The organism is Curtobacterium sp. 18060, from assembly GCF_902706105.1.
GTDB lineage: Bacteria > Actinomycetota > Actinomycetes > Actinomycetales > Microbacteriaceae > Curtobacterium.
Map to the genome: position 1 here is coordinate 18,065 of NZ_CACSJV010000034.1, position 19,294 is coordinate 37,358.

A 19,294-nucleotide genomic window follows, 5' to 3' on the forward strand; every position below is an offset into this window, starting at 1 on the left:
CGGGCAACGGGTGTCGTTCTCCAGTCGTTTTATCTCATGAGCGTGTTACGTTGGCGCCATGTCCGACACCACCACCGTCGTCTCGCCGGCCACCCCGGCATCCGCCGCCCCGCTCCGCGAGGTCGGTGCCCTCATCCGGGGCGCCCGCAAGGGCCGCAGCATGACCCAGGCGCAGCTCGCCGAACGCGTCGGCACCAGCCAGAGCGCGATCAACCGCATCGAACAGGGCGGCCAGAACCTGTCCCTCGAGATGCTCACCCGCATCAGCGACGCCCTCGACCAGCAGATCGTCTCGATCGGCGGCGCCCCGCAGCGTGCCCACCTGCGCGTGCAGGGCGGCCGGAAGCTCAGCGGCTCCATCGCCGTCAACTCGAGCAAGAACGCCGCCGTCGCGCTGCTCTGTGCCTCGCTGCTCAACCGCGGCGTCACCCGCCTGCACAAGGTCGCCAGGATCGTCGAGGTCGACCGGATCATCGACGTCCTCCGTAGCCTCGGCGCGAGCGTCACGTGGTCCGAGGACGGCGAGACCCTCGAGATCGTCGCCCCGTCCGACCTGCACCTCGACGCGATCGACGCCGACGCCGCCCGCCGCACCCGCAGCGTCCTGATGTTCCTCGGCCCGCTCAGCGGCCGGTACGAGTCCTTCCGGCTCCCCTACGCCGGCGGCTGCGACCTCGGCACCCGCACGGTCGAACCGCACCTCATCGCGCTGCGCCCCTTCGGCGTCGACGTCGAGGCGACCTCCGGCTGGTACGAGGTCGGCGTCGCGAACCAGGACGTCCCCACGAAGTCCGTCGTCCTCACCGAGCGCGGCGACACCGTCACCGAGAACGCGATCCTCGCCGCGGCCGCCCGCGACGGCGAGACCGTCATCCGCAACGCCAGCCCCAACTACATGGTGCAGGACCTCTGCTTCTTCCTCGAGCTGCTCGGGGTGCAGGTCGAGGGCATCGGCACCACGACGCTCCGCATCACCGGCAAGAGCCGCATCGACGAGGTCGTGGACTACTGGCCGAGCGAGGACCCGGTCGAGGCGATGAGCCTGCTGACCGCCGGCATCGTCACCGACTCCACGCTCACCGTCACCCGGGCGCCGATCGAGTTCCTCGAGATCGAGCTCGCGACCCTGGCCGAGATGGGCCTGCGGTTCGACGTCACCGACGAGTACCCGGCCGCGAACGGCCGCACCCGCCTGGTCGACATCACCGTCCACCCGTCCGAGCTGCACGCCCCGATCGACAAGATCCACGCGATGCCGTTCCCCGGGCTGAACATCGACAACCTGCCGTTCTTCGTGGTCATCGCGGCGATGGCCGAGGGCACCACGCTCGTGCACGACTGGGTCTACGAGGGCCGGGCGATCCACCTGCTCGACCTGACCCGCCTCGGCGCGAGCGTCACCCTGCGCGACCCGCACCGCCTCGACGTCACCGGTCCGACGCACTTCTCCGGTGCCGAGATCAGCTGCCCGCCGGCCCTCCGCCCCGCGGTGGTCATCCTGCTGGCGATGCTCGCGGCGAAGGGCGAGAGCGTCCTGCGCAACGTGGGCATCATCGCCCGCGGCTACGAGCAGCTGCAGGAGCGCCTGAACTCCCTCGGCGCGTCCATCGAGACGTTCCACGACTGAAGCGACCGCCTGCCCGCGTGACCCGACGGCCCGTCCCCGCAAGTGGGGACGGGCCGTCACCCGTTCTGCGCGGATCGACCCGTGCCTCCAGGCTGATGCGCAGGAGCGCTCCACCACCCACCCAGGCGACCGGTGCTGGATGGGGTGATGGCCACGAGATCGCTCTTGACCGTCCCCCTGTTCATCACCGTCGCGGCCGCCGCGGCGGCCTGGTTCGTCCTCGGCCCCGCCGCCGCGCTGGCGTTCGTCGCGCTCGCGCTCCTCGAGATCGCGATGGCCGCCGACTCGTCGGTGCCGATGGCTGGCATCGCCGGACGGCTGCACTCCCCCGCCCGACGGCTGTTCCTGTCGCTCGGGATCGTCGCGGGCGTCCTCGCGATGCGGCTGCTCCTGCCGCCGGCGGCGGTCGCGGTCGGCGACGCGACCGACCCTGCGAGCTCCGTGCAGGAAGCCGTCTTCGCGCCTGGCTCGTTCTCGGCGCACCTCGCCGAGGTGCGCCCCGCCCTCGCCGCCTTCGGCGCCGCCTTCATCTGGCTCGTGTTCGCCGAGTACCTGTTCAACACGGACCGTGCGTCGCGCAGGTCCTGGCTGGGCCGCCTGGAGGCCCGGCTCGCCGCCGTCGCGCGTCCTCGCGTCTGGTCGCTGGTCACCGCTGCGACGGGGGTCGCCGTCACGGCTGTCCTCGTCGGCGTCGACCGCGCGTGGTCGCCGGGTGCCCTGCTGCCGGTCGTGCTCGGCGGCGCGGCAGGCATCGCCGCGTACCTCGGGTCGAAGCGCGTCGCCGCCTGGGCGCTCGACGGGGTCGGCTCGGACACCGCGTCGATCGGGGTCGGGCGGGGTGCCTGGCGGATCCACGCCTACGCGTCGACGGTGGTGTTCGAGCGGGGGCTCGTGGTGTTCATGCTGTTCGAGATCCTGGACGGCGTGTACAGCCTGTCCGGGTCCGGAACCCTCGGCGCCGACGGCCTCGGAGCGCTCGAACAGGCGGCGGTCGCCGTGGCGGCGATCGGTGTCGGTGCCGTGTTCCTGGCGCGGTTGACCTCCCGGTTGGACGAGGCCGCGGGACTGAAGCGGCTGCGGTACCTGAAGGCCGGGGCGGCGTACGTGCTCGGAGTGCTCGCGGTGCTGCTGTGGGCGAGCCTGCTCGTGCCGATCCCCGGGGCCGTCGTCGCCTGGTTCGGCAGCGTGGTGATCGGTTCGGCGCTCGCGAGCTCGTTGCCGTGGCGGGCGTGGTGGCGTCGCGTGGCGCGGGGATCCGCGAGGTCGCGCAGCAGCAGCGGCCTCGCTCCGTGAGTCAGCGGTGGTCGCGGCGAGCGGCGGCTGCGGGCGCGTCATCGCGGACACCGGCGGCGAAGAGTGCCTCCTGGGCGTCGGCGAGGTCCTTGCCCTCGATCGAGAACGCGTCGAAGACCGCGTGCCGGAACCCGAGCCACCCGACCACGACACCGACCGCGACGAGCGCCGTGAGGATGCCGTACATGACCTCGGGGTGGTCGAGGAGCAGCGGGGTCACGAACGCCAGCAGCGCCGCGGCGATCCGGGCCACCGCGATGATCGTGCCCTGGACCGAACCGCGGAGCAACGTCGGGAACGACTCCTGTGACCAGACCTTCATGATCGCCTCGAAGGCGAACGCGTTGCCCACCGCGCCGAACGCGAGCATCGCGACGAGGGTCGGCAGCGAGAAGCCGAACACGAGCGGCAGGCCGTAGCTCACCACGAGGCACACGGCGCCGACGATGTAGAACGGCATCCGCAGCCGACCGTCGACGATGCGCATGAACCAGAACGCGAGCAGCATCCCGATCGGCACGCTGACCAGGTTCATCGTCGAGAAGAACGGCACCGACAGCCCGACGACGTTGACGGCCACGTAGGCGCCGAACTGCCCGCCGGTGTTCGCGCCGAGGTTCGTCAACGTGTAGAAGACCAGCAGGGACAGGAACGGCAGCAGGAAGATGCGCTGCGTCAGGACGTCACGGATGCCGTGGCGGGCAGCACGGACGGTGTGTGCGCCCGCGGCCTTCTCGGCATGGGCGTCGGACCAGGTGGTGGACTCCGGGATCGTGAAGCGCAGGACCATCACGACGAGTGCGACGACCCCGACGTGCGCGAACATGATCTGACCACCGGCGCGGCCCAGGTCTCCGACGCCCGCCGAGATGGCGTAGGTCGCCAGGATCCCGGCGAACCAGAGCACCTGGGAGAAGCCGACGAGCCCGCCCCGGTTCTCGTCGGTCGCAGCCTCGGAGATCGTCGCGAGCGAGACCGGCAGGTCCGCCCCGGTGCCGAGGCCGACGAGGATCGTGCCGATGAGCAGCCCCGCGAACGCCGGGCTCGCCACCAGGACCCCCGCACCGACGACGGTCATCGCCATCGTCACGATGAACACCGCCCGACGACCGAACAGGTCACCGAGCCGGCCGCCGGAGAGCGCGCCGATCGCGATGCAGAACGTGAGCGCGCCGGAGAGCACCCCGATCTGCGTGCCGGTGATGCCGATCGACTGCTGGTACAGGACGAGCGCGGTGCCGGAGCTCACGATCGCGGCCGCGTCGATGTACGAGGCCATCCCCGAGACGACGGCGACCCACCAGGGGTGCGGTCGCCGGGTGGGCTGCTGGGGTCGGTTCACTGCGTTCTCCCTTGAACGTCGGCCGAACACTGGATGAAACGGTTCAACCATTCGGCGGCACTGTAGCCCGCCCAGTGCCGCAACCGCAAGGATCATTCACTCCGCCTGCTGCCCACAGCCTCGCTGTTCGTTTCCTGAGGACATTGACTTCTGCGACTCCCAGAACCTACGGTCATCGCAGCGGCACCGTCGCCGCGCGTTCCCGAGGAGAACACCATGTCGATCGAGCACCTCGCCCGTGGCGTCGCCCATCCGGCCATCGAGTACCGTCCGGAGCTGCGGTGGTGGCTCGCCGAGGGCCTGCACACCGACGTGACCCTCCGACGCGAGGTCGACACCGCCCACACACTCGGGTTCGGCGGCATGGAGTTCCTGGCGATGGACGAAGGGGCGATCGACCACGGCCGGTACGGCTGGGGATCCGAGGAGTGGGTGCACGACTCGCAGATCGTCGTCGAGGAGACCACCGCCAGGGGCATGTCGGTGAGCTTCACGTCCGGGACGAACTGGTCGAACGCGAACCTGCCGACGATCGACGCAGACCACCCCGCCGCTGCGCAGGAACTCGACGTCGTGCACGAGGACCTGCCCGGCGGGACGAGCCGCTCGGGTGCGCTCCGTCGGATCGACCTCGACGCGCCGATCGCACAGACGACGCTCCCCGGCGAACGCGGGACGGTGCGCGTCCAGACGCTCGTCGCGGTGGTCGCGACGCGCGTCGTCCCGGACCCCGCCGGTTCCGGCGCCGCGACCGTGCTGGACCCCGACTCGGTGGTGGACCTGACCAGCGCGGTCACCGACGAGGCGCTCGACTGGACCGCACCGGAGGGCGGCACCTGGCGGTTGTCCACGTTCTGGAGCCACGGCACCGGCCAGACGGCGTCACCGTCAGCGACGGTCAACTGGACGGTGAACTACCTGGAGCGAGCGGGCGTCGACGCCGTGATCGACTACTGGGAACACGTCGTCCTGACCCCTGGCCTCCGCGCCGAGATCGCTCGCAATCCCCGTGCCCAGATGTACATGGACTCCCTCGAGCTGTCGACCTACGGCGCCGGTGGCCTCTTCTGGGGAGCGCACGTCGCCGAGGAGTTCCGGACGCGCCGCGGCTACCCGATCACGCCGTGGCTGCCGTTCCTGACCCGCAGCGCTCCGTTCATGGCGTCGAGCACCACGTACCACGCCGAACCGGTGCCGGACCGGGCGGTCGACGTCGAGAAGGTCCGCTTCGACTACGTCCGGACGCTCACCGACCTGTACATCGAGAACATGCTGCGCCCGTTCGCGGCGTTCCTGCACGCCAACGGCATGACGCTGCGGTCCGAGATCAGCTACGGGCTGCCGTTCGAGTTGACGCGCCCCGGGCCGGAGGTCGACGGGATCGAGACGGAGTCGCTCGAGTTCGCCGCCCAGATCGACGCGTACCGGCTGCTCGCAGGGCCGGCGCACCTGTTCGGCAAGCAGTACTCGTCGGAGACCGGTGCGACGACCCGCAACCACATGCTCGACCACCGGTTCACCGACCAGATCGTCGCGACGCAGCTCGCCGCCGGCATCACGAAGACCGTCCTGCACGGCTGGGCGAGCACCACGGGCGCCGAGGGCGTCACGAGCTGGCCGGGACACGAGGGCATGTGGAGCATGTTCTCGGAGCGCTTCGACGCCCGGCAGCCCGCTGCCGAGTTCTACCCGCTCTGGAACGACGCGATCGGCCGGTACCAGTACGTCCTGCGCCAGGGACGCCCGCGGATCGACGTCGGCATCCTGCACACCGACCACTTCACCGACAACGCGTCCGGCATGGTGTTCCGCGACGCCGACGGTGGTCGCGTCCCCGACGAGGTCGCCTACGGCCAGTACTGGATGCGCGACCGGCAGAACCACTGGTGGCGCGACCTCGGCATGCAGGACGCCGGGTGGACGTACGAGTTCCTCGACGGGTCGCTGCTGCTCCGCGACGACGTCCGGGTGGACGGCGGCCTGGTGCAACCGGACGGCCCCGGGTACCAGGCACTGCTCGTCTTCCAGAGCGCGCTCGATGCCGACGTCGCTGCACGCCTGCTCGCCTGGGCCGAGGACGGCGTGCGGATCCTCGTCGTGCACGGCACGCGCGAGCTCAAGTCGCTGATCGCCGGGACGGACACGCACCACCCACGAGCGGCCGCCCGCACCCCGGGCCTCGACGGGCGCGACGCCGAGCTCGCGGACACCGTCGAGCGGCTGCTGGCCCTGCCGTCGGTGACCGCGATCGACGACGCCGCCGACACCGTCGCCGCCCTGCGCGGCCTCGGGGTGACCGGCCGCGCCAAGTTCGTGACGGAGGACCGGAGCGTCCTGTCGCACCTGCGCGAGGACGGTGACCTGCTGCACGTGTACCTGTACCACTTCCTGTACGAGACGACCTCGGCCACCACCGTGGAGGTCGCGCTGCCCGGCACCGGCGCGGTCTACCGCGTGGACGCCTGGTCCGGCGCGGTGTTCCCCCACCCGGCCGCACGGACCGAGGGCGACCGGACGATCGTCACCGTGGACCTCGCGCCCGGTGAGACCGCGCTGTTCACCCTCGACCGCAGCGGGCCTGCGCGCGACACCGCACTCGACGCCCGGCTCGGCGGACGCACGACGACCGACGTCGTCGTCGAGATGACCGACTGGCGGATCGCGGTCGAGAGCTGGGACGCGGGCGGTGAGGAACTCATCACCGAGGACCGCGGCCACGGCTACGTCACGCGCGAGGTCCGGCCGCTGACCGACGTCCGACGACTCGACGCCGGTACCGGTCCGCTCCGTCCGTGGAAGGACCTGCCCGCGGTGGGACCGGAGGTCTCCGGGGTCGGCGAGTACGCCACGTCGTTCACCGTCGACACGGTGGACGACGACGGCGCCCGGTTCCTGCTCGACCTCGGGTCGACGGCCGGCGGGCTCGGTTCGGTCGTGCTCAACGGCGGACCGGCACGCGGGTTCGACACCTCGCACCCGGTGGTCGACGTCACCGACGACCTGCGCGTGGGAGAGAACACGGTGGTCGTGCGGGTCGCCAGCTCACTCAACAACCGGTTGCTCGCCCGCGGGTACTACGAGGACGTCCCCGACGTCATCGCGCAGCTGCTCGGCGACCCCGACGCGGTGCAGACGACACACGTCCGCGACCACGGCCTGCTCGGTCCCGTTCGTCTGGTGGTCGGATGACCCGTCGCGGCGGACGACCGAGCGGTGTGGACCTGCGCCCCGTCATCACCCCCGACCCGTTCGACATCCGGGTCGCGCTCGCGGGCATCGTGCACTGGGCGGACAGCCCGCAGGTCCGGCAGCGCATGATGACCGCGATCGACTTCCCGGTGGCCGATCTGTCGATGTTCCTGGTGGTCAACCAGCTGACCTACCGCGGCGCGACGAAGCCGAGCGTGCTCGCGGGGGCGTTGGGCACCGGTCGTGCCAACCTCACGAAGATCGCGAACCGGCTCGAGGACATCGGGCTCGTGGTACGGGTACCGGCTCCCGATGACGAGCGCAGCGTGTTGATCGCGCTCACCGCCGAGGGCCGCGGGTACGGCGAGCGGATCAGCGACCAGCTCAGCCAGGACCTCGATGCGGTCCTCGCCCACTGGGGTCCGAAGGACGTCGACGCCCTCCGGCGGGTGCTCGCGCGCCTGCGACACGACGCGGCGAACGGGTCCTGAGCCGAGCGTCGCTCCGGCACCCGTGTGCACGATCACCGTCGGCCGCGTTGACTGGAGTGTCGGTCGAACGAGGAGTGCACGTGCTGGGTCCTGAACTGGTGGTCGTCCTCGGCCTCGCCATCGCATTGACGGCGGGGATCGCGGACCGGATCCGGGTGGCCCCTCCGGTCCTGCTGCTCGTCTTCGGCGCTGCGCTGGCCTTCGTGCCGGAGTTCGCGGACGTCGAGCTGCCGGCCGACGCCGTCCTGCTGTTGTTCCTGCCGGCGCTCCTGTACTGGGAGAGTCTGACGACGTCGCTGCGCGAGATCCGGAAGAACCTGCGCGGCATCGTCCTGATGGGCACGCTGCTCGTCGTCGCCACGGCGGGCGCCGTCGCCGTCCTGCTCCACCTGCTCGGCATGCCGTGGGGTCCGGCCTGGGTGCTCGGCGCCGCCGTGGCCCCGACCGACGCGACCGCGGTCGGAGTGCTCACGAAGATGCTGCCGCGCCGGAACGTCACCGTGCTGCGGGCGGAGAGCCTGGTGAACGACGGCACGACCCTCGTCGTCTACGGCATCGCGGTCGCCGTCACGGTGGGCACGCAGGAACTCACGTTCTGGGGCGTGTCGGGGATGCTCGTCCTGTCGTACCTCGGTGGGGTCGCCGCGGGGCTCGCCGCGGCGTGGGTCGGCACGCTCGTGCTGCGCCGGGTCGACACCGTGGTTCTCGAGAACCTCGTCACGCTCCTCGTGCCGTTCGGTGCGTTCCTGGCTGCCGAGGCGATCGGCGCCTCCGGTGTGCTCGCCGTGGTGGCGGCCGGCATCGTCGTCAGCCAGGTCGGGCCGAAGCTCGACCGCGCCGAGACCCGGCAGCAGGTCCGCGCCTTCTGGTCGTTCCTGACGTTCCTGCTCAACGGTGCACTGTTCGTCCTGGTCGGCATCGAGGCGATGGTCGCGGCCCGGGCGCTGACGCCGTCCGAGCTGCTCCGCGCCGTCGGCGTCGTCCTGGCCGTCGCGGTCGTGCTCGTCGTGGTCCGGTTCGCGTTCCTCAACGCCGCGGGCGGCACCGTCTGGCTCGTCACCCGTCGCACGGGAGGCGCGCCCCGCGAGGGCCACCGCGACCGGCTCGTGAGCGGCTTCGCCGGGTTCCGCGGCGCGGTCTCGCTGGCGATGGCCGTCGCCGTCCCCCGCGTTCTGGAGTCCGGAGCGGACTTCCCGGACCGCGACCTCATCGTCTTCGTCACGGCGGGCGTGGTCGTCGTCACCATCGTCGGTCAGGCACTCGTGCTGCCGGCGGTCCTGCGGCGGGCTGCGCTGCCCGAGGACGAGTCGGTCGGTGAGGAACGTCGCTACGCCGAGCGGACCGCGATCGAGGAGGCCCTCGACGCCCTGCCGCGGTTGGCACGGTCGACCGGAGCCGACCAGGCCACCGTCGACCGGGTGCGCAAGGACTACGAGGCGCACCTGGACGTCATCCAGGCGCGCGAGGAGGACGACGACGAGCACCCGGCGGTGCAGCGGCACGACACCGCCGTCGCGCTCGAGCTCGCCCTGGTGCAGCACAAGGCCGCGACCCTGCTGCGGCTCCGTGACTCGGACGAGATCGACGACCTGGTGCTCCGCCAGGTCCGCGCCGGCTACGACGCGGAAGAGGCGCGACTCGACGGCATCACCCCCGCGTAGCGGGACACCGGACGGGGCGGTCAGACCGGTCGCGCGCGGTCAGACCGGTCGGGGGCGGTCAGCCCGCGATGCGGAAGCCGATGTGGCTCATCCCGGTGTCGGACTCCTGGCCGCGCCGTGCCGCCGGACGGTACCGGCGGCAGTAGCTGTCGGCGCACAGGAACGATCCGCCCTTCACGACCCGGCGCTCGACGGTCACGGCCTCGGACGCCGGCGCACAGCAGTCGTGCTCGGCGGCGGGGTCCACCCACCGGTCGCTCGTCCACTCCCAGACGTTGCCCGCCGTGTCGTGCAGACCGTAGCCGTTCGGTGGGAACGACCCGACCGGCGACGTCCGTCCGTACCCGCGTTCCGCGCGCCAGGGGAAGTCGCCGTGCCAGTAGTTCGCGCGCCGCTCCCCGGGGCGCTCCGCCTCGTCCCCCCAGGTGAACTCCGCGCCCTCGAGGCCACCGCGCGCCGCGAACTCCCACTCGGCTTCGGTGGGCAGTCGCCCGCCCGCCCACACCGCGTAGGCAGCCGCGTCCTCGTGGGCCACGTGCACGACCGGGTGGTCGGCGCGGTCGGCGATGGTCGAGCCGGGACCGGAGGGACGACGCCAGTTCGCGCCGGGCGTCCACGCCCACCACTGGCTGAGGTGTCGGAGGTCCACCGGCCCGCTCGTCCCGGTGAACACCATCGAGCCGGCGTGCAGGTTCTCGGCCGGGGCACCGGGGAACTGCGCCGGGTCGAGGGGCCGCTCCGCCACCGTGCGGTACCCGGTGGCACGGACGAACGCCGCGAACTCCCGGTTCGTCACGGCCTGCGGGGCGATCTCGAACGCGGCGACGGTGACGCTGCGCGCCGGGGACTCCTCCGGGTAGTGCTGGTCGGAGCCCATCGTGAACGCGCCGCCGGCGATCCGCACCATCGAGGAGCGGATCGCCGTGGCGGTGGTCGGGCCGGTGGTGGTCGGCACCGTCAGTCGCCGCCGGCCAGGAACGACTGCAGCTTGTCGACCGCCTGGTCGATGCTGAACGTCGCCGCGCGCTGTCGTGGCGGGAACTCCTCGAAGGTGTCCAGGAACTGGGTGACCAGCGTCGTGGCGGCGAGCAGCAGGTAGTCGTTCTCGAACAACCAGTCGAAGTACGTGTTCGAGGTCTGGTCCGCTCGTTCGAACGGATCGGTCCGCAGGTTGTAGAGCTTCGGGACCCGCAGCACGACGAACGGATCGAACCAGACCTGCAGGGTGCCGGTGACGCGCTGCTCCATGAACACCGCCTTCCAGTTGTCGAACCGGAGCGCGAGGACGTCGCCGTCGTCCGAGAAGTACACCAGGCCCGGTCGCGGACCCTGCTCGACCTCCCCGGTCAGGTACGGCAGGAAGTCGTAGCCGTCGATGTGCACCTTGTAGGTCCGGTCGCCGATCGTCTTCCCGACCTTGAGCTCCTCGACCGTGGTCGTGTCCCCCGCCGCCGCCAGGAAGGTCGGGAGCCAGTCGTGGTGCTGGATGATCGCGTTCGAGATCGACCCCGCCTCGATGTGGCCGGGCCAGCGGATCATCTGCGGGACCCGGAACGCGCCCTCCCAGTTCGTGTTCTTCTCGCTGCGGAACGGGGTCATCCCGCCGTCCGGCCACGTGTTCATGTGCGGGCCGTTGTCCGTGGAGTAGATCACGATCGTGTCGTCCGCGATCCCGAGCTCGTCGAGCTGGTCGAGGAGCGAGCCGACCACCAGGTCGTGGTCGATCATCGTGTCGTGGTACGGCGACTGCCACCGGCCGGCCTGCCCACGGCTCTCCGGCTTCGGGTGGGTCCGGAAGTGCATGTGGGTGGTGTTCATCCAGACGAAGAACGGGGTCTCGGACTCCGCCTGACGCCCGATGAAGTCCATCGCGGCGTCCGCGAACTCCTCGTCGATGGTCTCCATGCGCTTCTTGGTCAGCGGGCCGGTGTCCTCGACGCGCTGCTTGCCACGCCGTCCGTAACGACCGTCCTCGGTGTCGTCGTCCTCGTCGGTCGACCACGAGTGGATCACGCCGCGCGGCCGGGCCCGCTCGTTGAAGGCCGGGAACTCCTCGATCGACGGCCAGTTCGCCGACTCGGGCTCCTCCTCCGCGTTCAGGTGGTACAGGTTGCCGTAGAACTCGTCGAACCCGTGCGCCGTCGGCAGGAACTCGTTCTTGTCGCCGAGGTGGTTCTTCCCGAACTGGCCGGTGGCGTACCCGTGCGGCTTCAGCACCTCGGCGATCGTCGGGTCCTCGGCTCGGAGCCCCAGGTCCGCGCCGGGCATGCCCACCTTGCTGAGCCCGGTGCGGAACACGCTCTGTCCCGTGATGAAGGACGAGCGGCCGGCGGTGCAGCTCTGCTCCCCGTACGAGTCGGTGAAGCGCATGCCCTCGTCCGCGATCCGGTCGATGTTCGGTGTGCGGTAGCCCATCAGGCCATCGCTGTAGGCGCTCAGGTTCGTGATCCCGATGTCATCGCCCCAGATGACCAGGATGTTCGGCTTGTCCTTCGGCATCGCTGTCCTCCTCGTTCGTGTGGTCGTGCTCGTGCATGGATCGTGCTCGGGTGCGCTCCGGTGCGGGCCACCCCGACCGGGTGAGATCGTGGACGTCGTCGGCTCAGCCCGTCAGCAGCGCGACGGCCACCGCGACGGCGGTGGCCAGCGCGCACGCGATCGGCAGGAGTCCGAGTCCCTGGGCCGCCGTGGCGGTCGACCGGACCACCAGGTGCCGACCGTCGAAGCGGCGGAGCAGGAACCCCAGGACCACGACGACCACGAGGCCGACCCCCGCGATCGGGAGCGTCCACCACCAGTCGAGGGGCGCCACGAGGCCGAAGGCGACGAAGAAGGCCACGGTGGACACGAGTGACGCGGCCGTCACGAGGACGAGTGTCCGAGCCGACGGACCGACTTCGCTCGTCACGGGTGCCCACCGAGGTCATGCGCGATCGCCCGGAGGTCCTCGTCGGAGAGCGTCGTCCGGAGCACCGTGCCGCCGAGGTCCGTCATCGCGCCGACGAGCCGGTCCCCGTCGACCGACGCCACGGAGACGATGACGGCCGCCCCGCCCCGCGCCAGCTCGACGGCGAGACGCTCCCGGAAGTCCGCGTCCACGCCGGCACGGTCCAGGCTCGCGAAGAGCGCCCCCACCGCACCGCCGACGACGAGCCCCGCGAACGGCATGAGGAACAGGAACCCGAGCACGGTGCCGAACACCGCGCTCGAGGCCGCCCGTGCACCACGCTGCGAATCACGCCCGGTGGAGTCGACGTGGGTGCGACCGTGCTCGTCGACGTGCACGACGGCGATGCCGTCGAGGGCGATCTCCGCGCGGCGGTCGAGGCGCAGTGCGGCGTCGTGCGCCGCCCGGGCGCCGTCGTCGTCGTCGTAGGCGATGACGACGAGCTCGGTCGCCCGGTCGCTCACGCCGCAGCCGGAGCCGGCGCCGCGCGGGTGCTGCCGACCGCGTTCGCCTTGATCGCGTCGAACTCCGCCGCCGTGATCGTGCCGGCGTCGAGGAGTGCGCGCGCCTTGGCGATCTCGTCGGACGGTGACGTGCCCGCCACGGTGCGGATGTAGCCGTCGGCGGCGTCCTTCTGCCGCTGGGCGGACTCCGCGCTGCGGTCCGCCATCCCACGACCGCGTGCGATCAGGTAGACGAACGTCGTCAGGAACGGCACGAAGACCAGGAAGAAGACCCAGATCGCCTTGTACCACCCGCTGAGCGATCGATCCCGCACGAGGTCCGCGAGGACCGAGAAGAGCGCCATGAGCGAGGCGATGAGCGCCGAGATGACCAGCCCGTACCAGATCACTGCCCAGAACGTGTACCAGAAGTCCATGATCGTGTTCCCTTCAGGAGTGCGTGGGCGTGCTGTCTAGCGCCGACGGCGCGCGGCCGGCACCACCCGCTTCGGGCGATCCGGCGCGACGGGCTTCCCGGTTCACCCGATCAGGATGGTGCGCACCGGCCCGCGCGGCCGGACGATCCGGGGCATGGACACACTCCCCTCCTGGCGCCCGGGGCACGCCCGCGACGCCGTCGAACGGTTCCTGGCCCGCACGACCGGCGGGGACACCCCGCTGCCGGTCGACGACCGCGTCGCCGTCTTCGACAACGACGGCACGCTCTGGAACGAGAAGCCGATGCCGACCCAGCTGCACTGGCTCGTCCAGCAGTGGGCCGCTGCAGCGTCCGCCGACCCGGACCTCGCTCGCACGCAGCCCTACGCGGCCGCGCAGTCCGGTGACCTGTCGTGGATCGGGGGCGCCGTCGACCGGCACGCGAGCGGCGACGACTCCGATCTCCGGCTGCTGCTGGCAGCGGTGGGGCGTGTCACCGCCGGCGTGAGCGTCGACGACTACCGACGGCTCGTGTCGGACTTCTACGCGCACGCCGAACACCCCGTGCTCGGCGTTCCCTACGCGGCGACGGTCTACCAGCCGATGGTCGAGCTCGTGCGGCTCCTGCACGAGCACGGGTTCACCTGCTACGTGGTGTCCGCGGGGGAACGCGACTTCATGCGTCCCATGACGGAGCAGAACTACGGCATCGCCCCGGAGCACGTCATCGGCTCGGCCATGGGCTTGGAGTACGTCGACGGCGAGGTCCGCTACGTCGACGCGCTCGCGTTCTTCGACGACGGCCCGCAGAAGCCCGTCCGGGTCTGGAGTCGGATCGGGCGGCGGCCGGCCGTCGCGGTCGGGAACTCCGACGGCGACCGGGAGCTGCTCGAGTACACGGTGCCGGGCGACCGGGGACTCCGTCTGCTCGTCCACCACGACGACGACACCGGCCGCGGCGACCAGCCGTACGACAAGGGCGCCGAGGTCATGCTCCGTGAGGCCGACGAGCGCGACATCACCGTGGTCAGCGTCCGCGACGACTGGGCCACGGTGTTCCCCACACCGTGAGCGGATCGACTGCGCACCCGGAGGATCACGGCGCCCGAACGGACCGGTGGGCCCCGGACGTGCTCGGTCCCGACTTCGAGGCCCGCTCGTTGCCGCTCGAGGACGACGACGAAGGACCGGTGACCGCGACCCTCGTGCGGCGGACCCGGACCCACCGGCTCCCGCGACGGTGGCGGACCGCGATCCCGTGGCGGTCGGACCACCTCCCCCTGGGCGGCGCCGACGTGCTCTACGTCCACGGATGGTCCGACTACTTCTTCCAACGCGAGATGGCCGAGCACCTCGAGGCGCTCGGCGCGCGCTTCTTCGCACTGGACCTCCGGAAGTACGGCCGGAGTCTGCTGCCGCACCAGACCCCCGGGTACGTCGACGACCTCGCCGTCTACGACGAGGACATCGCTGCGGCACTCGACACCATCGGGCACGGTGACCCGAGCACGGACGTCGACGACTCATCCTGTTCGGCCACTCGACAGGCGGGCTGACGTTGGCACTCTGGAACAGCCGCCACCGGGGTGTGGCCGCCGGGCTGGTGCTCAACAGTCCGTGGCTGGAGTTCCAGGCGACCGGCTTCGCCCGCGAGCTGATCGCTCCGCTGATGAAGCTCGGCGCGCGACGCAACCCCCTTGCTCCGCTCCCGACCGTCGACCCCGGCTTCTACACCCGCACCGTGTCGAGCGGGTCCGACGGCAGCTGGACCTACAACCAGGCCTGGCGTCCGGAGCGCGGCTTCCCGCTCCACCCGGGGTGGCTCGCGGCGGTGTTCGCCGGTCAGGACCAGGTCGCCCACGGGCTCGGTGCCGAGACCCCGACGCTCGTGCTGCTCAGCACGCACAGCCTGCTGTCCCCGAAGTGGTCGGAGGAGATGACCCACGTCGACGTCGCACTGAACGTCGACGCCGTCGCGCACCGGGCACTCTCGCTGGGCGACGACGTCAGCATCGCCCGGATCCACGGTGCCCTGCACGACGTGATGCTCTCGGAACCCCGGGTCCGCGAGACCGCCTACACCGCCATCCGACGGTGGGCACGCACGCTCCCCCTGCCGGGCGCCTGACCGACCAGGACGATGACGATGACGATGACCGAGAAGCCCGAGCGCCCCCACTGGACGCGCCGACGCGAGGTGGCGACCGTGGTCCTCCTCTCGATCACCGCGGTGGTGACCGCCTGGTGCGGCTTCCAGGCGTCGAAGTGGGGCGGCGAGATGTCCATCTCGTTCAGCCAGGCGTCGAGCGCCCGGATCCAGGCCGCCGACGCCGCGTCCGGCGCGCGCGACGCACGGCAGTGGGACGTCACCATCTGGGTGCAGTGGGTGCTCGCCGATTCACGGGACGACGCCACGCTCCGCAGCTACGTGCAGGAGCGGTTCTCCCCGGAGCTCCGCACCGCGTTCGAGGAGTGGGACGGTACCGGTCGGACCGCGGACGGGCCGTTCGCGACGGACGCGTACGTGCCCGCCGGATCGGACCGCGCGGCGACGCTCTCGGCGAAGGCCGACCGGCAGTTCGACCGTGCCCTCGCCGACAACCAGCAGTCCGACGACTACTCGCTCCTGACGGTGCTGTTCGCCCTCGTCCTGTTCTTCGCGGCCGTGTCGGACCGAGGCAGCCGCGAGTGGGCTCGCATCGCGTTGTTCGTCGCCGCGGTCATCGGCCTCGTCGGCGGGGCGTGCCTGCTCGCCACGTTCCCCGTCCTGGTCTGAGACGGGCGCGAGCGCGGCAGGAGCGCCGACCACGGACCGGACGGGAGGCCCGGTGCCAGCTGGCACCGGGCCTCCCGTCCGGTGGTCTACGCGTCTTCCGGCGCCGCCGCGTCGGACGCGAGCGCCTTCCGACGCTGCGCGACCTGGACTGCGATCGCGACCGGGATCGCGGCGAGGGCGACCGCCCGCAGCCACGGGCGGTCGAACACGTGCCGGGTGGCGTGGTCGAGCGACACCGGACCGGGGCCGCCGAGCGCGAACATCGCCGCCGAGAAGCCGAGGAACGCCGGGAACTCGAAGCCGCCGTCCGCGTTGAAGAAGCCGTTCGGGGTGTGCACGCTCGACGCGACACCCATCGTCGTCGCGGCGCCCGCACCGGCGATCGGGGTGGCGAGCCCGAGTGCCAGGGCGGCACCGGAGCCGGCCTCGCCGATGCCGGCCAGCACGGCGTTCCGCTTGGCGGGGCGGAACCCCATCGCGTGCATGCCCTGCGCGGTGCCCTCGATGCCTCCGCCGCCGAACGCGCCGAAGAGCTTCTGGGAGCCGTGCGAGACGAGCACGGCTCCGAGGGCGATGCGGAGCAGGGTCTTGGCGGTGACCGAAGCGGTACCGGTGGTGTGCGAGCTCATGCGCGCGACGGTACGCCGCGACGGTCCGCCGCGACCGGCGATCGTGAGCAGAAATGGTCGGGTCGCCCGGAGGCACCCGACCATTTCTGCTCACGAAGCGCACGACGCGAAGCGCGACGCGAAGCGCGCAGCGCACGGCGCCGCGACGCGCGCAGCGCGCCTACCGCTTCAGGTTCGTCAGCTCCTGCAGCACCTCGTCCGAGGTCGTGATGATGCGCGCGTTCGCCTGGAACCCGCGCTGCGCCACGATCAGGTTCGTGAACTCCTGCGACAGGTCGACGTTCGACATCTCGAGGGTGCCCGCCGCGAGCGACCCGACGCCCGCCGAACCGGGACCGCCGACGGTCGCGGTGCCCGAGTTGCCGGTGGCACGGTAGCCCGAGGCGCCGGTCTTCTCGAGGCCCGCCGGGTTGGCGAACGTCGCGAGGGCGATGCGGCCGAGGGCGAGCGACGCACCGTTCGAGAACGTGCCCGTGACGGTGCCGTCCTTCGAGATCGCGTAGCCCTGCAGGGCGCCGGCCTCGCGGCCGTTCTGCGAACCGATCGACGCGGTGTTGAGCGAGGCGAAGCCCGTGAGCTCCCCCATGTCGACGGCGATGCCGCCGACCGTGAGGGCGCCGCCGGAGGTCAGCTTGCCGTCGGTGCCGAACGTGAGCGACCCGTTCGTGGTGGTCCCCTGACCGTTGCGTGCGGTGACGTCCCAGCCGGTGCCGGTGCGCGTGTAGGCGAGGGACATCGTGTGCTTGGCGCCCGAGGCGTCGTAGACGGTGGCCTCGCGGGTGATGGTGTCGCCGACGGCGGTCTCGGACGGCAGGTTGCCGGCGACCGAGGCCGAGGTGGTGCGGACGGCCGGTGCCGCGGCGTCGAGCGGCAGCGTGATGTCGGCGAGGCCACCGTTGTCGTTGACCACGCCGTTGGTGGCCGGGTAGCCCTGCACGATCTTGCCGTCGGCGGTGACCAGGCGGCCGTCCGCGTCGAAGTCGAACGCACCGGCGCGCGTGTAGACGGTGTCGTTGCCGAGGCGGGTGACGAAGAAGCCGTCGCCGGAGATCATCAGGTCGGTGGCCTTGCCGGTGGCCTGGGCCGAGCCCTGCGCGAAGTTGGTGGAGACGCCGGCGACCTGGACGCCGAGGCCGATCTGCGCCGGGTTGGTGCCGCCGACACCGGTCTGCGGTCCGCCGGCCCCCTGGGTCATCTGCGACAGGGTGTCCTGGAAGACCGTCGACGAGGCCTTGAAGCCGACGGTGTTGACGTTGGCGATGTTGTTGCCGGTGACGTCGAGCATCTGCTGGTGCGAGCGGAGGCCGGAGATCCCGGAGTAGAGCGAGCGGAGCATGGTGCGTCCTTTCGGAGAGGCAGGGAGAGCAGGAAGGAGAAGGGGAAGGAGAACGGTCAGGAAGCCGGAGCGGTGGTGGTGATGCCGGAGATCACGTCGAGAGCGACCTCCTTCCCGTTCACGGTGACCGTGGGCACGCTGTTCGCGTAGGACACGGCCGAAGCGGTCCCGGTGACGGCGGTACCGGTCGCAGCGTCGGTGTAGCTGACCTGCTTGCCGACGAGGTTCGCGGCGGCGATGCGCATCTGGAGCGAGAAGTTCTCGTTCCCCGTCGTGGTCTGGTTGGTGATCTGCTCCATCATCGCGAGCTGCGTCTGCTGGCTGATCATCTGGTTGGTGTCCATCGGCGACGACGGGTCCTGGTTCTGCAGCTGCGTGACGAGCAGCTTCATGAACACCTCGGAGTCCATCGTCTGGGACTTCTTGGCGGTCGAGTTCGCGGCGAGGGCCGCGGCCTGGGCAGCCTGGTCCACGCTGCCGGTGATGCCGTCGATTGGCATGGTTGCGTTCCTGTTCGTGAGCCGGTCAGGCGAGGACGTCGAGTCCCGCGGTGCGGATGGTGGAGGTGGACGTGGCGGCGGCGGCTGGCTGCGCGGCGGAGGTGCGCCGAGCCTCCAGGCCGGTGTCGGCACGCAGGCGGCCGTCGGCCGGTCGCTCGTCGCGACCGGCCGACGTGCCCGGGTGGTTCTGCGACGACAGGTCGAGCGTGGTGCTCAGCCCGGTGCCGGCGGCGTCGCGCCGCAGGTCCGGCAGCACCTGGCGGACCGCGTCGCGGCCCGCTTCGGACGCCGCGAACAGCTCGACGTGCATGCCGTGCGCGGTGACGTGCGCGCGGACCGTGACCGGTCCGAGGCTGTCCGGCACGACCTGCACGGTGACGACGTGTTCCCCGGGGCCGGCCTGCGCGAGCGAGAACACCGGGCGCGCGAGCTGCTGCCCGAGGGGCGCGGGCGTGGCCGTCTGGGACGTGACCGGCGCGGCGGCAGCGACGGGGGCGGGCGCGGCGGTCGGCGTGGTGGGCAGGACGAAGGGCGTCTCGCCGCCGCGCGTGGTGGTGACCGCCGGGAGGCCCGGATCACCCGCCGTCGATCCCTGCTGGTCCGTCCCGTGGCCGGTCTGCCC

At 71.3% G+C, this 19,294-nt stretch carries 19 protein-coding genes; 9 read left to right on the forward strand and 10 right to left on the reverse strand.

Annotated elements, in window-relative coordinates:
- The first annotated feature begins 58 nt into the window (after positions 1-58).
- Both GVL05_RS14215 and GVL05_RS14220 read left to right on the forward strand, forming a co-directional pair.
- A complete protein-coding gene (locus GVL05_RS14215; protein ID WP_185002989.1) occupies positions 59-1,627 on the forward strand; it encodes a UDP-N-acetylglucosamine 1-carboxyvinyltransferase in 1,569 nt (522 codons plus the stop codon).
- A 165-nt stretch (positions 1,628-1,792) separates the two neighbouring features.
- The gene (locus tag GVL05_RS14220; protein WP_159573537.1) at positions 1,793-2,920 is read left to right on the forward strand and encodes a DUF475 domain-containing protein; all 1,128 of its coding nucleotides are present in this window, start codon (positions 1,793-1,795) and stop codon (positions 2,918-2,920) included.
- A gap of 1 nt (position 2,921) precedes the next feature.
- Here GVL05_RS14220 and GVL05_RS14225 read toward each other — a convergent pair whose 3' ends face one another.
- Entirely contained in the window at positions 2,922-4,262 is a 1,341-nt protein-coding gene (locus tag GVL05_RS14225) for an MFS transporter (protein ID WP_235035991.1), read from the reverse strand.
- A 216-nt stretch (positions 4,263-4,478) separates the two neighbouring features.
- On the opposite strand from GVL05_RS14225, the gene GVL05_RS14230 reads away from it, so the two are divergent.
- From GVL05_RS14230 to GVL05_RS14240, 3 genes are all read left to right on the forward strand, one after another.
- Positions 4,479-7,451: a glycosyl hydrolase gene (locus GVL05_RS14230; protein WP_159573538.1), complete on the forward strand. Its 2,973-nt coding sequence runs from the start codon at positions 4,479-4,481 to the stop codon at positions 7,449-7,451.
- Complete coding sequence (locus GVL05_RS14235; protein ID WP_123292749.1) at positions 7,448-7,942, forward strand: MarR family winged helix-turn-helix transcriptional regulator; 495 nt, start codon at positions 7,448-7,450, stop codon at positions 7,940-7,942. Before GVL05_RS14230 ends, GVL05_RS14235 begins: the two co-directional genes overlap by 4 nt.
- Before the next feature lie 80 nt (positions 7,943-8,022).
- On the forward strand, positions 8,023-9,603 hold the full coding sequence (locus tag GVL05_RS14240) for a Na+/H+ antiporter (protein ID WP_131846864.1): 1,581 nt from the start codon (positions 8,023-8,025) through the stop codon (positions 9,601-9,603).
- A 58-nt stretch (positions 9,604-9,661) separates the two neighbouring features.
- Here GVL05_RS14240 and GVL05_RS14245 read toward each other — a convergent pair whose 3' ends face one another.
- The 5 genes from GVL05_RS14245 to GVL05_RS14265 form a co-directional block, all read right to left on the reverse strand.
- A complete protein-coding gene (locus tag GVL05_RS14245) occupies positions 9,662-10,510 on the reverse strand; it encodes a formylglycine-generating enzyme family protein (protein WP_159573544.1) in 849 nt (282 codons plus the stop codon).
- A gap of 50 nt (positions 10,511-10,560) precedes the next feature.
- On the reverse strand, positions 10,561-12,102 hold the full coding sequence (locus GVL05_RS14250; protein WP_159573539.1) for an arylsulfatase: 1,542 nt from the start codon (positions 12,100-12,102) through the stop codon (positions 10,561-10,563).
- A 103-nt stretch (positions 12,103-12,205) separates the two neighbouring features.
- On the reverse strand, positions 12,206-12,511 hold the full coding sequence (locus GVL05_RS14255; protein WP_159573540.1) for a hypothetical protein: 306 nt from the start codon (positions 12,509-12,511) through the stop codon (positions 12,206-12,208).
- Positions 12,508-13,014, reverse strand: coding sequence for a DUF1269 domain-containing protein (locus tag GVL05_RS14260; RefSeq protein ID WP_159573541.1), 507 nt, complete (start codon positions 13,012-13,014; stop codon positions 12,508-12,510). The genes GVL05_RS14255 and GVL05_RS14260 overlap by 4 nt, the downstream gene beginning before the upstream one ends.
- Positions 13,011-13,430: an SHOCT domain-containing protein gene (locus GVL05_RS14265; RefSeq protein ID WP_159573542.1), complete on the reverse strand. Its 420-nt coding sequence runs from the start codon at positions 13,428-13,430 to the stop codon at positions 13,011-13,013. The genes GVL05_RS14260 and GVL05_RS14265 overlap by 4 nt, the downstream gene beginning before the upstream one ends.
- A gap of 154 nt (positions 13,431-13,584) precedes the next feature.
- On the opposite strand from GVL05_RS14265, the gene GVL05_RS14270 reads away from it, so the two are divergent.
- From GVL05_RS14270 to GVL05_RS14280, 4 genes are read left to right on the forward strand one after another with little or no spacing between them, the layout of a single operon-like run.
- A complete protein-coding gene (locus tag GVL05_RS14270; protein WP_159573543.1) occupies positions 13,585-14,502 on the forward strand; it encodes an HAD family phosphatase in 918 nt (305 codons plus the stop codon).
- Complete coding sequence (locus GVL05_RS20195) at positions 14,499-14,987, forward strand: alpha/beta hydrolase (RefSeq protein ID WP_235035992.1); 489 nt, start codon at positions 14,499-14,501, stop codon at positions 14,985-14,987. Before GVL05_RS14270 ends, GVL05_RS20195 begins: the two co-directional genes overlap by 4 nt.
- 2 nt (positions 14,988-14,989) lie before the next feature.
- Positions 14,990-15,559, forward strand: coding sequence for a hypothetical protein (locus GVL05_RS20200; protein ID WP_235035993.1), 570 nt, complete (start codon positions 14,990-14,992; stop codon positions 15,557-15,559).
- 18 nt (positions 15,560-15,577) lie between these two features.
- A complete protein-coding gene (locus GVL05_RS14280) occupies positions 15,578-16,207 on the forward strand; it encodes a hypothetical protein (protein ID WP_235035994.1) in 630 nt (209 codons plus the stop codon).
- A gap of 86 nt (positions 16,208-16,293) precedes the next feature.
- Here GVL05_RS14280 and GVL05_RS14285 read toward each other — a convergent pair whose 3' ends face one another.
- From GVL05_RS14285 to GVL05_RS14300, 4 genes are all read right to left on the reverse strand, one after another.
- Positions 16,294-16,836, reverse strand: a complete 543-nt coding sequence (locus GVL05_RS14285) for a DoxX family protein (protein ID WP_123292743.1) — start codon at positions 16,834-16,836, stop codon at positions 16,294-16,296.
- A gap of 160 nt (positions 16,837-16,996) precedes the next feature.
- On the reverse strand, positions 16,997-18,172 hold the full coding sequence (locus tag GVL05_RS14290) for a flagellar hook protein FlgE (RefSeq protein WP_123292728.1): 1,176 nt from the start codon (positions 18,170-18,172) through the stop codon (positions 16,997-16,999).
- A 56-nt stretch (positions 18,173-18,228) separates the two neighbouring features.
- Positions 18,229-18,672, reverse strand: coding sequence for a flagellar hook assembly protein FlgD (locus GVL05_RS14295; RefSeq protein WP_123292727.1), 444 nt, complete (start codon positions 18,670-18,672; stop codon positions 18,229-18,231).
- A gap of 25 nt (positions 18,673-18,697) precedes the next feature.
- A partial coding sequence (locus GVL05_RS14300; RefSeq protein WP_200849235.1) for a flagellar hook-length control protein FliK occupies positions 18,698-19,294 on the reverse strand: 597 nt, incomplete at its 5' end.

Coding starts and splice junctions, on each gene's coding strand:
- GVL05_RS14215 (WP_185002989.1), top strand. CDS start 59: ATGTCCGACACCACCACCGTCGTCTCGCCGGCCACCCCGGCATCCGCC.
- GVL05_RS14230 (WP_159573538.1), top strand. CDS start 4,479: ATGTCGATCGAGCACCTCGCCCGTGGCGTCGCCCATCCGGCCATCGAG.
- GVL05_RS14235 (WP_123292749.1), top strand. CDS start 7,448: ATGACCCGTCGCGGCGGACGACCGAGCGGTGTGGACCTGCGCCCCGTC.
- GVL05_RS14245 (WP_159573544.1), bottom strand. CDS start 10,510: ATGGTGCGGATCGCCGGCGGCGCGTTCACGATGGGCTCCGACCAGCAC.
- GVL05_RS14250 (WP_159573539.1), bottom strand. CDS start 12,102: ATGCCGAAGGACAAGCCGAACATCCTGGTCATCTGGGGCGATGACATC.
- GVL05_RS14265 (WP_159573542.1), bottom strand. CDS start 13,430: ATGGACTTCTGGTACACGTTCTGGGCAGTGATCTGGTACGGGCTGGTC.
- GVL05_RS14270 (WP_159573543.1), top strand. CDS start 13,585: ATGGACACACTCCCCTCCTGGCGCCCGGGGCACGCCCGCGACGCCGTC.
- GVL05_RS14280 (WP_235035994.1), top strand. CDS start 15,578: ATGACGATGACCGAGAAGCCCGAGCGCCCCCACTGGACGCGCCGACGC.
- GVL05_RS14285 (WP_123292743.1), bottom strand. CDS start 16,836: ATGAGCTCGCACACCACCGGTACCGCTTCGGTCACCGCCAAGACCCTG.
- GVL05_RS14290 (WP_123292728.1), bottom strand. CDS start 18,172: ATGCTCCGCTCGCTCTACTCCGGGATCTCCGGCCTCCGCTCGCACCAG.
- GVL05_RS14295 (WP_123292727.1), bottom strand. CDS start 18,672: ATGCCAATCGACGGCATCACCGGCAGCGTGGACCAGGCTGCCCAGGCC.